The following is a 14,941-nucleotide window of genomic DNA, read 5'->3' as shown; positions in this document are numbered from 1 at the left end:
AGCCTGACTTTCGACGAGGATTGTTGGACAAGGCGGAACAGTAAGCGCGGATTTCGGTGATTCGCGTTCTCCTGTCAGGCGTTTGGAATCTGCCCGCAACCGCCGAGTCGTATGTGAGAGATCGTCACAACTGAGCTCCGACGACCCGAATCCGAACCGACTGCCGGATATATTCGTAAAAACAATCCCCAGGTTTGATTGTTGTTCTACTGTTCGTAGCGGGGAAACGAACCTGAAGTAGGTTTCGAGTGCGAGGGGTGGGGTCTTCGGTGACGGCAACGGAAAGCGTGCACGTGTCGCAGGGTGAATACGTCAGTGGGCGACGGGCATCCGACCGTCTGCGGACGCCGAGGGAGACTGCCGCACGCATGCTGGATCAGTACTTCGGCGAGCCCGAGGACACACCACCGCCGCGCGAGTGCGCCCGCGGCGAACTCGACGACATGACGACGACCTGCTGCGAACTGGCGACCGGAGTACTCGAATCCGGGCGGCTACCGATAGCCGGTGCGATGGACGTCTTTCGCGACGCAGCGACCCGGTGGGCCCGAGACGGCGTACCGCTCGGCCGTATCCAACATGCCGTCAACGAGGGCTGCGCACTGGCTGTGCGACAGGCACCGCGCCCGGGCGACGGGGGTGCCGACGATCGACTCGCCGACGGAACCGTCCTGGTCATGGAACTGTTGGACGTCGTCACCGCGGCCGTGTCCGATGCCTACCTGACGGAATTTCGCACGCTGGCTCAGAACGGTCCCCGTCACGACGTGGAACTGCTGGACGCGCTGTTGACCGGTGACGGCACGGCTCGCAAGATCGCCGATCGGATGGGAACGCTGCTCGCCGAGGATTATCACGTTGTCGCCCTGCACTTTCCGGCCCATGCCGACGAGGGTGGCCGTCGGATCGACGCGGCGATGATGGCGGCTCGAAAACTGCGAAGAATCCACACCGCGCTGGCCACATTCGACGCGGACTGCGTGCCCATCGCGTCGATCAGTCCCACCGGCGGAACCGTCCTGCTGCCCGATGTTCCAGGCGTGGACGTCGGCGAATTGGTCGATCGCCTGGCCGACGCGGGTCAGGTGGCGGTGACCGCGACAACCGGGTCGGCCGCGATCGATGACATCGCCGCTACCGCGCCCCACCTGTACGAACTGCTGAGTCTCGTGCGTCGGCTCCGATACGCACCGGGGACGTACCGGATTTCGGATCTCGTGTTCGAGTACCAGGTGAGCAGGCCGGGCCTGGGGCGCAAACACCTTGTGACACTGATCGATCCGCTGCGCGATTCGGTCGACCTGTTGCCGACACTGCAAGCATTCGTCGATTCGGACTCCAACCGAAAGAAGACGGCCACCTGGCTGACGGTGCATCCCAACACCGTCGACTACCGTCTCAAAAGGGTGGAGCAGCTCACCGGACTCGATCCGATGAAGCCGTCCGGACTGCGAAGACTGCACGCTGCTCTGATCGCCGACCGCCTCGAGGCCCGTCGCGTTCCGGTGGACGAGCGAACACTGTGACCGCGCCGGACGGCGCAGTGCTCGCAGCGTCGGCGGCGCTCGATTCGGTGGAGTCCGTGGCCGCTCTGTTTCAGCCCGTCGTCGAACTGGCCACCGGGACAGTTGTCGGATACGAGGCTCTGGCCAGGTGGCCGTCTCCGAGCCTGGCCGTGCCCGAGGACGTGTTCGCGCTGGCGCGAGAGCGCGGACTGGTGGGTCGCGTAGACGTAGCGTGCCGCGCCGCCGCGCTGCGGGCGGCGCGTGAATGCGCCTACTCGCGTCGGGTGCGATTCTTTCTCAACATCGAGCCGGGCTGTTTCGCCGACGTACGCGACGTCGAGATCCACCTCGACGCGATCGGTGACGACCTCGACGTCGTCCTCGAGATCACCGAGCGAGACCTCGATCACAACGTGCCGTTGCTGATGGCTCTGGTCCGAGGAGCCCGCGCTCGCGGCATCTCGGTGGCCATGGACGACGTCGGTGCCACGCCTGCAACGTTGGCACTGTTGGCCTCGGTCGCGCCGGACATCGTCAAACTCGACGCGTCGATCGTCCGGTCCCCGTACCGCGCACGCGCCGCGATACGGCAGGTGCGGGCCTACGTCGGTTCGAGCGACGCCGTTCTGCTGGCCGAAGGAATCGAAACCCGCAGGCATCTGCGTCGCGCCAGGTCTCTGGGAGCAACCCTCGGTCAGGGCTGGATGTTCGGACGTCCCATGCCGCTGCCGAATCCGCCGATCTGACGAGGGACCGGGAACCACGAAACCCCGCACCCTCGACGGCCGAGGCCTGGGTGCGGGGTTTCGTTGCGACCGATCGAGACGATCAGTTCTTGAACTTGTCCTTGATGTTGCCTGCGGCGTCCGAGACGTCGTCGCCGACCTGCTTGGTCTTGCCCGACGCCTGATCCTTTGCGCCTTCGGCAGCAAGATCGTCGTTGTCGGTCTTGTGGCCGATCTTTTCCTTGGCTTCGCCCACGAGCTCTTCTGCCTTGTGCTTTGCCTTGTCGATGAAATCAGCCATGGTGAACTCCTCGAAATCGATTGTCTATCCGTTCACGAGTAGCTATACCCGTGATCGACGTCGGTAACCATGCACTGCACCTGCGGGTTCTGCCGGCCCGATTCGGGTAATCGAGGCCCATGGACCCAGATACCGAGATGCATTCCGCCCCCGATATGCCCTCACCCGAACACCGGCGACCGAGCGGAGTGGACGATGCGACCGTGGCCGCAGTGGGAAAGATGTCCGAGGCGCTCGAGTGTGTGGAGCGGGCTCGGGGACACCTGTACTCGTTCCATCAACTGATGGGGCATTCGGACCTGCTGTTGGGGGAGGCCGTCGAGGCGCTCGCCGAGGCAGATCACGACGCGATCGCGCAGCGAATCGACACGGACATGATCGGCAGAAACATCGCACCGGGTCGTTGGACGTTCCAGCTCGTCGAAGAGTTCGACGACGGATATTGGGGCCCGTTGCGCGAACACGAGCGGGCCGTCCGAGACGAATTGCTCGACGGACGTCGCCACGTGTTCGAGGCCGAGATGAAGGAGAAGCGTCGAACCCACGGCCGCAGCGGGCACGAGGCGAGACCGTCCAACTGACGCCGGTCCACGAAAAAAGCACCGACCCCGCCGGTTGACGGCGGGGTCGGTGCGTGAGGCGTGAGTGTTTAACCTGCTTGATTCGCCGCGTCGACCTCGCTGGTCGCGTTGGCGGTGGAGAGCTGACCACCGGAGTTCTCCAGGTGTGCCCGCACGAACCAGTGGAAGAGTTCGAGCTGCGCGCTCTGGCCGATGAGCATGTCCTCGGTCACCGGGTCGATCTCGCCGACCTCTTCGATGTTCTTGCGAGTGGTCTCGATGACTCCGGTGTAGACCAGGTCGAGTGCACCGAGGTGCTCGATGGCCGTTGCGCGACCGATCGAGTAGTCGTCCCAGCTGCGCTCGGAGACGATGGTGCCCGGGGTGCCCTTGGCCGAGGAACCGAGGGTCGCGATGCGCTCGGCGACGTCGTCCGCGAATCCGCGAACTGCTTCGACCTGCGGGTCGAGCATCTCGTGTACCGAGATGAAGTTGGGACCGACGACATTCCAGTGAATGTGCTTGAGGGTCAGGTGGAGATCGTTGTAGGCGTTCAGTCGATCCTGAAGGATCGCGGCGACGCGCGCGCCCACTTCCGAGGTGAGTCCGGGAACGGTGTACGAGTTCTTTTCAGCCATGTGCAGTGATTGCCCCATCCCCCTGGAACACAAACATGCCCCGCCGAATCGAATCGGCGGGGCATGTGTGGTGAAGAGTCAGGGCTTGTCGAGTCGCGGTGAATCCGTGCTCGACGTGCCGGTCGGCGAGGTGCCGGCCGAGGAGGTTCCGTCCGTCGGATCGACGATCGGGCTGTCGGCAGCGACCTTGTCGATGGCGTCTGCGTCGTCCTCCTTCGGGGGATTCTTCAGGCTCAGAATGATCGAGCCTGCCAGTACCACGACGATGACCACCAGGCTGACCAGCGAGGGAATCTCGGGGATCGAGGTGCTGATCACCTTGTGTCCGGCCTGCAGGATCAGCTTGACGCCGATGAAGGCGAGGATGATCGCCAGTCCCTTGGACAGGTAGTGGAACTTCTCGAGCAACCCTGCGAGCAGGAAGTACAGGGCGCGTAGGCCGAGGATGGCGAACGCGTTCGAGGAGTACACGATGAACGGGTCGTCGGTCACCGCCAGGACGGCGGGAACACTGTCCACTGCGAACACCAGGTCGGCGGCCTCGATGGCCACCACGACGGCGAGAAGTGGCGTGGCCACTCGCTTGCCTGCTTCCTTGACGAAGAACTTGGTGCCTTCGTATTCGTCGCGGACAGGAATGATCTTGCGAAGCAAACGAACTGCGATCGAGGTACTCGGGTCGTACGAGTCGTCCTCGTCCTTCATCAGCTTGTATGCGCTGTAGAGCAGGATGGCCGCGAAAACGAACAGAACGGCAGCGAACTTGCTGACGATGGCCACACCGGCGGCCAGGAAGATCGCGCGGAAGACGAGGGCACCGATCACACCGAAGAACAGCACGCGGTGCTGGTACTCACGGGGAACCTTGAAGTAGCCGAAGATCAGCGCGAAAACGAAGAGGTTGTCGACGGACAGACTCTTCTCCAACAACCAGGCCGTCGTGTATTCGACGCCGGCCGTGGTGCCCAAGGTGAAGAACACCACGATGCCGAAGATGATGGCCACGCCGACCCACAGTGCGCTCCACCATGCGGCTTCCTTGAAACCGATGATGTGGGCACCGCGGTGTGCCAACAGGTCGATGGCCAACAGGATCAGGACGACGGCACCGAATGCCGCCCATGCCCACCAGGGGACGACGTTCATGAACGGCCACCTCTATTCGTGAATTTGCTGCCGAGTTGCTTCAACTTCGCCTGATTCTCGGGCTTGGTTGCGTACCGACGTGCTTGGTCGATCATTTTCTTGCCCTGTGGGCTGCGAGCGAACGATGTCAACTTCTGTGTCAACGACGCCATCTTCACACGCTCCTTTTCGTTCTCGTCTGTCTTCGTCTTGCCGTATTTCCGGCCGTACGTTCGGGCCTGGGCGGAAATTACTGCCTCTTTCCGCGACTACTCCAGTGTGACTGTTCGCTTTCCTGCAGGCATGGTCGTTTTGCGGACACGTTTCGGACGATTTCGTTGCCGGGTTACGGCAAGTTCAGCGGCCCCGCTGAGTCATGACGACGAGCCGACTTCGGGCCAGTCGAGCAACTTCGCTCCGAGCACCGCCGTGTGCAGCGCGAATGCCTCGACGGGGTTGCCCACATTCTGCCCGGTCAAATCCTTTATTCGCGACAACCTGTAGGTCACCGCCCGCACCGACAGATGCATGCGGCGTGCGGTGGATGCAGTGTTCGCACCGGTGTCGAAGTACACCTGCAGCGTCTCCAGCAGTGGACCCGCGCCGCCTCGCGCGCTCAGCAGCGGTGTCAGCAACGTGTCGACCAGATCGGCGATCGCCGCACGATCGCTGATCAGGACGCGGTAGACGAGCAGATCACGAGCATCGACCACCGATGCATCGAATCCGAGGGAGGCGGCGAGATCGAGTGCGTCGAGGGCTTCCCGGTACGACGCCGCGACACCGACCGCCCCGCTGCGTGGGCGGCCGACCCCGATCTGCGTCCGGCCGTATTCCCCTTTGCGACGGAGATCGACCGATTCGCTCGACGTCGAAGTGGACGTACCGAGGGCCCGTCCCACTCGGTCGAGGACGTGGTCGACGGCGACGAGGTCGGGTGCCGGGAACACCAGGATCAACCTGTCCTGCTTGGTGGCCACGAGCAACTCGGCGTCGCCCTTGCTGCCCTGCACACTGCGCTCGACGAGGGTGATGGCAGAGCTGGCGTCGGTGAAGGGCTTGGTCGACGTCACCACGGCCACCACATGGGGACTCGACAGATCGAGGCCGAACGTCTGCGCCCGCCCGAGCACCCCGGCGACATCGGAGGTGCCCGAGAGCAGATCGTCGACGAATTCGCGTCGGGCGAGCACCTCGGCTCGCACGAGAGTGCGCCGGGCGAGCTGGAATCCCTCGGCCAGTTCGGCCACCGCGTCGTCGACCGCGCGCAGCATCACCTCGCCTGCCGTGACGACCCCGGCCGGGTCCTCCGCTGCGGCGACGACAGCGGGTAGTTCGCGCCACAGTCGCCACGCCGAGCTCAGATACAGATCGAGCAATGCCCGCAGTGCGACGCCCGCGCGGGCGGCAGCATCACCCTGCGCTCGGAACTCGTGCAGCTGCGGGCGGCTCAGTGGGACGCCGGCATCGACGGCGTCGGCGAGGACTTCGAGGAAGCTGCCCAGCAGAGCGACGTCGAGTCCGCCTGCGTCCGAGGCCGACTGCGCAGCGACGGAATCGAGCGGTAGCGCATCGCGCTGTGTGGCCATGTGTGTCTTGCTCCTCGTCGACTCCCATCATCGTAAGTCGCCGAAACCGATCGGTTACACGGGTGTGGAAGCATCGTCGCGCGCGACTCGGCGTTCGACGAAGGTAGGTAGATGACACGATTCGGCTCGGTGACCGTCGTCGCGATCGCGTGCGTGCTGTCGGTCAGCGCGTGCACTGCACCGTCGCAATCGGGAGCGGCATCGGCCGACGCGCTGGTGTTGGCCGACGGTTACGAACTCGGTGGTTTCAACCCGGTCGCCGGGTACGGTGCCGCGGGCGAAGCGAAGATGTACGACGGGCTGGTGCGCATCGGCGGCGGCGACGGTCTGCCACCGCTCGAACCCGGACTCGCAGTCGAGGTTCCCACGGCGAACGACGACGCGACGGTGTGGACGGCGACGCTTCGCCAGGGAGTGGTCTTCTCCGACGGGTCCGCGTTCGATGCAGCCGACGTCGTCGCCACCTACGAGGCGATTCTGGATCCGGCATCGGCGTCCGAGGCGAGATCGTCCTTCGACATGATCGACGAGGTCGTCGCGATCGACGATTCGACCGTCGAATTTCGACTCGCCTATTCGTACGCGCCGTTTCCGACGAAGCTGCTCATCGGAATCGTCCCGTCGGAAGCCGTTGCGGAACCCGGGCTCGCTGCCGAATCCCCACTCAACCGCGCACCTGTGGGAACCGGCCCCTACGTTCTGGTGGATCTGTCGCCGGATCGAGCCGAATTCGAGGCCAACGACAACTACTGGGGCGGTGCGCCCGAGGTGAAGAAGCTCACCCTGCTGTACGTCCCGGACGACAACACCAGAGCCCAGCGGATGGCGTCGGGCGACATCGACGGGACGAACCTACCGCCGCTTCTCGCGCAGAGTCTGGACGGACGCGAGGGAATGTCGTTGTCGGCCAATGTCTCCGCGGACTGGCGGGGTGTGTCGTTGCCGACGAATTCACCGGTCACCGGAAACCGGGACATGCGGCTCGCCCTCAATCTCGCCGTGAATCGACAGGCGATGACGGACGGGGTGCTCGGCGGATACGGCCGACCGGCGGCCACACCCGTTCCGCCGGTGTTCGGCGACTCCTACGAACCGACTGCGGTGTTCGAGTACGACCCGGCCGCGGCCCGCCAGATCCTGTCCGACGGCGGCTGGATTCCCGGTCCCGATGGCATTCGCACGCGTGACGGACAGCGCGCAGAGATCACCGTGATGTACAACTCGACCGATACCGTGCGTCGAGATCTGGCGCAGGCTTTCGCGTCCGACGCGGTCGCGGTGGGGGTCGAGGTCACCCTCGAAGCACTGTCGTGGGACCGGATAGACCCCAGGATCGGCGTGGACTCCACGATGCTCGGTGGCGGAGAAGAGCCGTTCGATGCCGATACGCAGGTATACCGCACACTCGACTCGTCGTTCGTCGCGCCGGGCGTCGGAAGTGTCTACGACAACGCGGCCGACTACTCGAACCCGACGGTCGACGCCGCCCTCGACACCGGCAGGCGCAGCCTCGACCCTGCGGTACGCGCGGAGGCGTACCGGGAGATGCAGCGCGCCTACGTGGCCGATCCGGGATACGTCTTCCTGGTCTTTCTCGATCACACGTACGTATCGAAGGATTCGGACTGGACGATGTCCGGCCCGGTACTCGAGCCGCACTCTCACGGCGTCACGTGGGGTCCGTGGTGGTCGTTGCAGACGTGGACTCGCGCGTCGTGACCGTCGATCGACGGCACGCCACGACTTCGCGCGGCATCGGAGCGATGGTGCGCCGTCGACTGATGCTGCTGGTTCCGGTGTGCGGTGTCGTCTCGCTGGGGCTCTTCGCCGCCGCAGCGGTGTCCCCGTTCGACCCGCTCGTCGGGTACCTCGGAAGCCGATACACGACGACGACGGAGGCGGACAAGGCGTCGATGACGGTCGCCCTCGGCCTCGATCGGCCGTGGTTCGTCGCCTACTGGCAGTGGTTGCAGGGCGTCGTGACAGGAGATCTGGGTCAGTCGCGTTCCTACGGACAGCCGGTGAGTCAGGTTCTGGCCGAGCGTATTCCGTGGACGATGTTGTTGGCGGGAGTCGCGCTGTCGGCCGCGATTGCGATTGCGTTCACGGTCGGCATCGCTTCCGGCATTCGTGCCGGCGGCCGGTTGGACCGCTTCGTCGCCACCGCGTGCGTCACCGTTCAGGGGGTGCCGCCGTTCGTGCTCTCGCTCGCCGCGATCGCGGTGTTCGCGCTCGGTCTCGGATGGTTGCCCGTGGCCGGACTTTCCGACGGCGGCAGCGATCCCACCCTCGGTGGAGTACTCCGCCATCTGCTGCTGCCCGCGTCGGTTCTGGCTCTGTCTCAGGTTCCGTGGCTGCTGTTGTCGGTTCGCGAGTCCATCGCGTCCGCGCGTGGCGAGGACTTCGTGGCAGGTGCGGTGGCTCGCGGCATTCCCACCGCCCAGATCACTCGCCGCCACATCGTGCCCGCCGCATTGGCGCCCTTCGTCAACGTCGTCGGAGTTCGACTGCCCGAGTTGGTCGTCGGGGCAGTACTGGTGGAAGAGATATTCGGGTGGCCTGGCGTCGCAGGAGCTGTCGTGCAGTCGGCACGCGATCTCGACATGCCGTTGCTGGCCGTGCTGACTCTCGGAACCACTGTCGCGGTCATGCTCGGCTCTCTGCTCGCCGACGTACTGGTCGTGCGACTCGATCCGAGGGTGCCTGCGGATGGATAGGCGAACGGCGATCGCGGGCGTGGCCCTCGCCGCTCTGACCGTGTACGCGGTAGCGGTCCCCATGCTCGCGGGGGTGGACGATCGCGTCGTCGACTTCTCGTCGGCGAGGCTGGGGCCCTCGGCGCAGCATCCGTTCGGCACCGACTCGGCCGGCCGAGATCTGTTCGTGCGCAGCGCATCGGCCGTCGGCACCTCGTTGCTCATCGCGGTGGCCTGCGCGGCACTGGCGACGATCCTCGGCTGCGTCGTCGGCCTGGCCGCTGGGGTGTGGGGTGGGCGGGTCGATCGCATCGTCATGCGCAGCACCGACGCCGTCAACGCGCTGCCCCACCTGTTGCTCGGCATCGTGATCGTGGCGATGTTCCGCGGTAGCGTCGTCGCCATCGTGGCGTCGATCGCATTGACACACTGGACCCAGGTGGCTCGCATCGTGCGCTCGGAGATCCTTCGGTTGCGCGAGCGAGAGTTCGTCGATGCGGCAATTCTGGCCGGGGCCAGTCGTTTTCACGTGGCAACTCGACACTTCGTTCCTGCCGTTCTACCCCAGGCCATGATCGCCGTCGTGCTGTTGCTCCCACACGCGGTGTGGCACGAATCGACGCTGTCCTTCCTGGGGTTCGGGCTGCCTCCGCACGAGCCGAGCCTGGGTACCCTGCTCGAGGAAGCCCGCAGTTCTCTGCTGCTGGGGAGTTGGTGGACCTTGGTGTTCCCCGCCGCGATACTGCTGGTCGCCACGCTGTCCGTGGCCGTACTGGGTTCGGCACTGCGGGCGCGGGTGACGCTTGCGCGTCCGTCGGAGCTTCGCCTGTGACCCGGGGTCTGTCCGTCCGAAACCTGACCGTTCGCATTCCGATCGGTCGACGGTGGGTGCATGCCGCCTCCGATGTCGACCTCGAGGTTCCGGCCGGAACCGTGACCGCTCTGGTCGGCGAGTCGGGCTGCGGCAAGTCGATTCTCGCGGCGACGGTGATGGCGATGTTGCCGGTCGGGGCGACCGTGAGCGGATCGGTCGTGGTCACCACCGCGGAGCGAGAATTCGACGTGACGAGTGCAGCAGGGTTTCGGGGCAGGGACGTCGCGCTCGTTCCGCAGTCTGCGGCAACACATCTCACGCCGACCCGAACCGTCCGATCGCAACTGGACGAGACGATAGCCGCGCACGGAGGGCCGTCGACGTCCGATCTGCTCGCCGAGCGGGTGGGGCTTGCCCCGGCACACCTCGATCTCCATCCACATCAGCTCTCGGGTGGAATGGCTCAGCGGGTCGCTCTGGCCGGAGCGCTGGCCGCGGACCCCACGGTGATCGTCGCCGACGAGCCCACCTCCAACCTCGATCGCGCGGCCGTCGACCACGTGCTCGGGCTTCTGCGGGCATGCGCGGACGACGGCGCAGCGGTACTGCTGATCACCCACGACCTGTCGTCGTTGATCAGGACGGAGGTCGCCGATCGCATCGCCGTCATGTACGCCTCGCGTCTCATGGAAACGGGACCTGCCGCGTCGGTGCTCGAGAATCCCCTGCACGACTACACCCGGGACCTACTGGACGCGCTGCCCTCTCGCGGGATGACTCCGCTCCCGGGATCGCCGCCCGAGTTGACGGACCTTCCCGACGACTGCGTCTATCACCTCCGCCGGCCATTGTCTCCACACTCCGGTGGACCCACGGAAATGGTGACGGTGGGCGCGCGGTCGTACCGAACGAGAGTGCACCGATGAGCTTGGACGCGGTGGCCGTGAGCGCCGGCTACCCGGGTGGCCCCGATGTGTTGACGCAGGTCAGCGTTTCGGTCGAACCGGGAACGATCACGGGGCTGACCGGCCCGTCCGGTAGCGGAAAGACAACCCTCGCGAGAGTGCTTGCGTTGCTGCAGAAACCCCGAACCGGATCGGTGCTGCTCGACGGGACCACCGTGCGAGGCGTCGGGTATTCGGTACCTGCGACGTCACGCGCACAGATCGCGCTGCTGTTCCAGTCTCCACGGCAGGCGACCGATCCACGGATGACCCTGCGCTCGATCATCGAGCAACCAGGGGTCATCGCCGGGCGCTCGGTCGATGTCGCCGATCTGGCAGAGCAGGTGGGTCTGACCGCGGACCTGCTGTCCCGTCGACCACACCAGGTCAGCGACGGGCAATTGCAGCGCGCCTGTGTCGCACGGGCGTTGGCGCAACGGCCGCGCTATCTGATCTGCGACGAGATGACGTCGATGCTCGACGCGGCGACGACGGCGTCGATCGCCAGATCGGTCGAACGCCAGGCCGTCGACGGCGGACTCGGTGTGCTCGTGATCAGCCACGACGCGGATCTGTTGGACACACTGTGCTCGTCCGTGCACCACCTGAGCTGAGAACGACATCGAGAACTCGCGGAGACGAGCGAGCCGGTTCGGTGTGCGAATCACTCGATCGGGGAGCAGAATCAGCCGAACCGATTGATTCGAGAGTTTCTCTCCACGTTGGGAGTCGCCCACATGACCTCGTCGAACAGACCTGCATCGAGTCTGCGATCGCAACTGCTTCGCAAGAAGCCGATCGTGGATCCGGACCAGCAGAGCAGTGGCGGGTTGGAACGCACCATCGGCACGTTTCAGCTGACGATGTTCGGCGTCGGTGCCACCATCGGTACCGGCATCTTCTTCGTCCTGTCGCTCGCGGTTCCCGAAGCCGGTCCTGCAGTGGTGCTCTCGTTCCTGGCCGCGGGTATCGCGGCAGGCCTCGCAGCCATCTGTTACGCCGAAATGGCATCGGCGGTACCGGTTTCGGGCTCGACCTACTCCTACGCGTACGTGACGATGGGCGAGGTGGTCGCGATGGGCGTCGCCGCCTGCCTGTTGCTCGAGTACGGAGTGTCCAGCGCTGCCGTCGCCGTCGGGTGGAGCGGGTACCTCAACGAGTTGTTGAACAATCTCTTCGGCTTCACCATCCCGCACGCGCTGTCCGCTGCCCCGGGTGACGCCGATCCCGGCATCATGAATCTGCCTGCGGTCGTGCTGATCGTGCTGTGCGCCGTTCTGCTCATTCGCGGTGCGAGCGAGTCGGCGGCCGTCAACGCAGTCATGGTCGTCATCAAACTCGGCGTGCTGGCTCTGTTCGCGATCGTAGGATTCACCGCCTTCGACTCCGGAAACTTCTCCGACTTCATGCCCATGGGCGCAGCTGGTGTGACCGCGGCCGCAGGCACGATCTTCTTCTCGTTCATCGGACTCGACGCGGTGTCCACCGCGGGCGACGAGGTGAAGGATCCGCAGAAGACCATGCCGCGGGCCATCATTGCGGCGCTGATCGTCGTCATCGTCTTCTATCTCGTCGTCGCCGTGGCCGCCCTTGGCACTCAGCCCTGGACCGACTTCGCCGGCCAAGAGGAAGCCGGGCTCGCGGAGATCCTGCGTAACGTGACCGGGCAAGCCTGGCCGGCAACGATTCTGGCTGCAGGTGCGGTGATCTCCATCTTCTCGGTGACACTGGTGACGATGTACGGGCAGACTCGCATCCTGTTCGCCATGGGCCGAGACGGCATGTTGCCCAAAGCTTTCGCCAAGGTCAGTCCCCGTACACACACCCCGGTCAACAACACGATCGTCGTCGCCGTCGTGATCTCGATCCTCGCCGCGTTCATTCCGCTCGACAAGCTGGCGGACCTGGTGTCGATCGGCACCCTCGTCGCATTCATCGTCGTGTCCATCGGAGTGATCGTGCTGCGCCGCTCGATGCCCGATCTCGAGCGGCCGTTCAAGGTTCCGGGATACCCGGTGACTCCGGTGCTGTCGGTCCTCGCGTGCCTGTACATCCTGTCCGGGCTGCACTGGACCACGTGGTTCTGGTTCGGGCTCTGGCTTGCGGTCGTGTTGGCGTTCTACTACTTCTGGGGTCGGCACCATTCGGCATTGCGTGGTGCAGGGCAGGACGCGCGATGAGCGTGCTGATCGCGTTCGCGCCGGGGAAGGGAAGCGTCGGTGCCCTCGATCTCGGTGCCCAACTCGCTCGGTCGACCGGTTCCGACATCGACGTGGCGACGGTGGTTCCCAAGCCGTGGTCGACGCCGTCGATGGCACGCGTCGATGCCGAGTTCGCGGATTGGGCGGCGGCAACGGCAGCCGAATCCGAGGCGAAGGCGCGGCACTATCTGCAGGAGAAAGCGCCCGACATCGCCGCGTCGTTCCACCGCCTCGCGCACCGCTCGGTGTCGACGGCGTTGACCGATGCGGCGGACAGTCTCGGGGCCGCGGTTCTGGTTCTCGGCTCCTCGGGCGACGGCGCACTCGGGCAGGTCGTCGTCGGGTCGACCGCCGACAAACTGCTGCACTCGTCGCCGGTGACGGTGGCGCTGGCCCCGCGCGGCTATCGCGTGCGCGAGCGCGCGACTCTGACACGGATCACGTGCGCGTTCTCCGGTGACAGCGAGGCCTCGCGCGTGGTGGGACCCACCGCCGAACTGGCCAGCGAAGCGGGCGTTCCGCTTCGTCTGGCGTCGTTCGTGGTCCGCGGTGCGACGATGTACCCGCCCGAAATCGGGCTGCGAGCAGAGGACGACGTCGCCGCCGAGCTGTCCCGGGGGCTCAGCGAGGCGCTCACCGCAGCAGTGGACGACGCGGTTGCGGTGGGACTCCCGGTCGATCGGGTGACGACCGAGTTGGCCTCGGCCGGCAGTTGGCGCGAAGCCCTCGACGAATTGCACTGGCAGGACGGCGAAGTACTGACCATCGGATCGTCCGGGCCACTGGGACCCATCGCTCGGGTGTTTCTCGGTTCCCGGGCGACGAAGATCATCCGTCATTCGCCGGTGCCGATCCTGGTGTTGCCGCGGCGGTGACGTCCTATCGGTTGAGAGCGAGAACCGACAACAGCTCGTAGGCAACATGAGCCGCAGCGATTCCGGTGATCTCGGCGTGGTCGTAGGCCGGCGCGACCTCGACGATGTCGGCACCGACCACGTTCAGGCCGACGAGTCCGCGCAGAGTGTTGAGCAACTCTCGGGAGGTCATGCCGCCGGCTTCGGGAGTGCCGGTGCCGGGCGCATGTGCAGGGTCGAGAACGTCGATGTCGACCGAGACGTAGACCGGGCCGCCGTCCAGACGTCTGCGCATCCGTTCGACGACGCTGGCGACACCGTCGACCTCGTAATCGTCGGAACGAATGACCTGGAAGCCCAGAACTCGATCGTCCTCGAGGTCCTGCTCGCTGTAGAGCGGGCCGCGAATACCGATGTGCTGTGAGCGTTCGAGGTCGATCAGGCCTTCCTCACTGGCTCGTCGAAACGGGGTTCCATGGGTGTAGGGCGCACCGAAGTACGTGTCCCACGTGTCGAGGTGAGCGTCGAAGTGCAGAACTGCAATCGGTCCGTGGTCGCGTGCGAGCGAGCGCAGAATCGGCAGTGCGATGGTGTGATCGCCGCCGAGGGTCAGAACCGAGGAGCCGTCGGCGCGCAGGTCGGTCACCGCGTCGTGCACCGTGGTGAGCGCCTCGGTGATGTCGAACGGATTGACTCCGATGTCGCCGAAGTCCGCAACTTGCTGGCGGGCGAACGGCGAGACCTCGAGGGCAGGGTTGTAGGGCCGCAACAGTTTCGAGGCAGCACGGATGTGCCCGGGACCGAAACGTGCGCCCGGACGGTAACTCACGCCGGAATCGAACGGAACGCCGAGGATGGTCACGTCGGCTCGGGACACCTCGTCGAGGCGCGGGAGCCGAGCGAACGTGGTGGGCTCGGCGTAGCGGGGGACCTTGGTCGCGTCGACCGGACCTATCGGTGGGTGCTCGGGACTGCTCGGGTTCATCGAG

At 65.3% G+C, this 14,941-nt stretch carries 15 protein-coding genes; 10 read left to right on the top strand and 5 right to left on the bottom strand.

Translation table 11 applies throughout. From position 1 onward, the window contains the following. Positions 1-269: 269 nt before the first annotated feature. Complete coding sequence (locus CH291_RS01765; protein ID WP_143545867.1) at positions 270-1,526, top strand: PucR family transcriptional regulator; 1,257 nt, start codon at positions 270-272, stop codon at positions 1,524-1,526. Next, on the top strand, positions 1,523-2,251 hold the full coding sequence (locus CH291_RS01760; protein WP_094686564.1) for an EAL domain-containing protein: 729 nt from the start codon (positions 1,523-1,525) through the stop codon (positions 2,249-2,251). The genes CH291_RS01765 and CH291_RS01760 overlap by 4 nt, the downstream gene beginning before the upstream one ends. An 82-nt stretch (positions 2,252-2,333) precedes the next feature. Here the strand turns inward: CH291_RS01760 and CH291_RS01755 are convergent, their stop codons facing one another. Beyond that, entirely contained in the window at positions 2,334-2,531 is a 198-nt protein-coding gene (locus CH291_RS01755; RefSeq protein ID WP_068050352.1) for a CsbD family protein, read from the bottom strand. Between the two features lie 119 nt (positions 2,532-2,650). Here CH291_RS01755 and CH291_RS01750 point away from each other — a divergent pair, with 119 nt between their 5' ends. After that, positions 2,651-3,112, top strand: coding sequence for a hypothetical protein (locus CH291_RS01750; protein ID WP_256980692.1), 462 nt, complete (start codon positions 2,651-2,653; stop codon positions 3,110-3,112). 68 nt (positions 3,113-3,180) lie between these two features. Here the strand turns inward: CH291_RS01750 and CH291_RS01745 are convergent, their stop codons facing one another. The 3 genes from CH291_RS01745 to CH291_RS01735 form a co-directional block, all read right to left on the bottom strand. Next, positions 3,181-3,729, bottom strand: coding sequence for a Dps family protein (locus CH291_RS01745; protein ID WP_068050372.1), 549 nt, complete (start codon positions 3,727-3,729; stop codon positions 3,181-3,183). A 78-nt stretch (positions 3,730-3,807) separates the two neighbouring features. After that, positions 3,808-4,875, bottom strand: a complete 1,068-nt coding sequence (locus CH291_RS01740; RefSeq protein WP_094639050.1) for a TerC family protein — start codon at positions 4,873-4,875, stop codon at positions 3,808-3,810. Between the two features lie 353 nt (positions 4,876-5,228). Next, positions 5,229-6,443, bottom strand: a complete 1,215-nt coding sequence (locus CH291_RS01735) for a PucR family transcriptional regulator (protein ID WP_094686563.1) — start codon at positions 6,441-6,443, stop codon at positions 5,229-5,231. A gap of 111 nt (positions 6,444-6,554) precedes the next feature. On the opposite strand from CH291_RS01735, the gene CH291_RS01730 reads away from it, so the two are divergent. The 7 genes from CH291_RS01730 to CH291_RS01700 all read left to right on the top strand — a co-directional run bounded on the left by CH291_RS01730 (position 6,555) and on the right by CH291_RS01700 (position 13,973). Continuing rightward, positions 6,555-8,162 carry an ABC transporter substrate-binding protein gene (locus tag CH291_RS01730; RefSeq protein WP_094686562.1) on the top strand — a complete coding sequence of 536 codons (1,608 nt, stop codon included), beginning with the start codon at positions 6,555-6,557 and terminating at the stop codon, positions 8,160-8,162. Beyond that, a complete protein-coding gene (locus tag CH291_RS01725; RefSeq protein ID WP_094686561.1) occupies positions 8,117-9,160 on the top strand; it encodes an ABC transporter permease in 1,044 nt (347 codons plus the stop codon). The genes CH291_RS01730 and CH291_RS01725 overlap by 46 nt, the downstream gene beginning before the upstream one ends. Continuing rightward, positions 9,153-9,971 (top strand): ABC transporter permease, encoded by an 819-nt coding sequence (locus CH291_RS01720; protein WP_068050364.1) that lies wholly within the window; start codon positions 9,153-9,155, stop codon positions 9,969-9,971. Before CH291_RS01725 ends, CH291_RS01720 begins: the two co-directional genes overlap by 8 nt. Beyond that, positions 9,968-10,879: an ABC transporter ATP-binding protein gene (locus tag CH291_RS01715; protein WP_094639055.1), complete on the top strand. Its 912-nt coding sequence runs from the start codon at positions 9,968-9,970 to the stop codon at positions 10,877-10,879. The genes CH291_RS01720 and CH291_RS01715 overlap by 4 nt, the downstream gene beginning before the upstream one ends. After that, positions 10,876-11,511, top strand: coding sequence for an ABC transporter ATP-binding protein (locus CH291_RS01710; protein WP_068050368.1), 636 nt, complete (start codon positions 10,876-10,878; stop codon positions 11,509-11,511). The genes CH291_RS01715 and CH291_RS01710 overlap by 4 nt, the downstream gene beginning before the upstream one ends. Before the next feature lie 123 nt (positions 11,512-11,634). Continuing rightward, positions 11,635-13,077, top strand: coding sequence for an amino acid permease (locus CH291_RS01705; protein ID WP_094686560.1), 1,443 nt, complete (start codon positions 11,635-11,637; stop codon positions 13,075-13,077). Beyond that, entirely contained in the window at positions 13,074-13,973 is a 900-nt protein-coding gene (locus CH291_RS01700; protein ID WP_094639056.1) for a universal stress protein, read from the top strand. The genes CH291_RS01705 and CH291_RS01700 overlap by 4 nt, the downstream gene beginning before the upstream one ends. A 4-nt stretch (positions 13,974-13,977) precedes the next feature. Here CH291_RS01700 and speB read toward each other — a convergent pair whose 3' ends face one another. After that, positions 13,978-14,937: an agmatinase gene (gene speB / locus CH291_RS01695; protein WP_094686583.1), complete on the bottom strand. Its 960-nt coding sequence runs from the start codon at positions 14,935-14,937 to the stop codon at positions 13,978-13,980. Positions 14,938-14,941: the final 4 nt, after the last annotated feature.

Source organism: Rhodococcus sp. 14-1411-2a, assembly GCF_002259485.1.
Lineage (GTDB): Bacteria > Actinomycetota > Actinomycetes > Mycobacteriales > Mycobacteriaceae > Rhodococcoides.
The sequence above is the reverse complement of the archived record's forward strand: the minus strand, read 5'-3'. Positions and strand labels throughout refer to the sequence as shown.

Excerpts from the sequence above, each read along its gene's own strand:
- CH291_RS01755 (WP_068050352.1), bottom strand. The coding sequence starts at position 2,531 with ATGGCTGATTTCATCGACAAGGCAAAGCACAAGGCAGAAGAGCTCGTG.
- CH291_RS01750 (WP_256980692.1), top strand. The coding sequence starts at position 2,651 with ATGGACCCAGATACCGAGATGCATTCCGCCCCCGATATGCCCTCACCC.
- CH291_RS01745 (WP_068050372.1), bottom strand. The coding sequence starts at position 3,729 with ATGGCTGAAAAGAACTCGTACACCGTTCCCGGACTCACCTCGGAAGTG.
- CH291_RS01740 (WP_094639050.1), bottom strand. The coding sequence starts at position 4,875 with ATGAACGTCGTCCCCTGGTGGGCATGGGCGGCATTCGGTGCCGTCGTC.
- CH291_RS01735 (WP_094686563.1), bottom strand. The coding sequence starts at position 6,443 with ATGGCCACACAGCGCGATGCGCTACCGCTCGATTCCGTCGCTGCGCAG.
- CH291_RS01730 (WP_094686562.1), top strand. The coding sequence starts at position 6,555 with ATGACACGATTCGGCTCGGTGACCGTCGTCGCGATCGCGTGCGTGCTG.
- CH291_RS01720 (WP_068050364.1), top strand. The coding sequence starts at position 9,153 with ATGGATAGGCGAACGGCGATCGCGGGCGTGGCCCTCGCCGCTCTGACC.
- CH291_RS01710 (WP_068050368.1), top strand. The coding sequence starts at position 10,876 with ATGAGCTTGGACGCGGTGGCCGTGAGCGCCGGCTACCCGGGTGGCCCC.
- CH291_RS01705 (WP_094686560.1), top strand. The coding sequence starts at position 11,635 with ATGACCTCGTCGAACAGACCTGCATCGAGTCTGCGATCGCAACTGCTT.
- CH291_RS01700 (WP_094639056.1), top strand. The coding sequence starts at position 13,074 with ATGAGCGTGCTGATCGCGTTCGCGCCGGGGAAGGGAAGCGTCGGTGCC.
- speB (WP_094686583.1), bottom strand. The coding sequence starts at position 14,937 with ATGAACCCGAGCAGTCCCGAGCACCCACCGATAGGTCCGGTCGACGCG.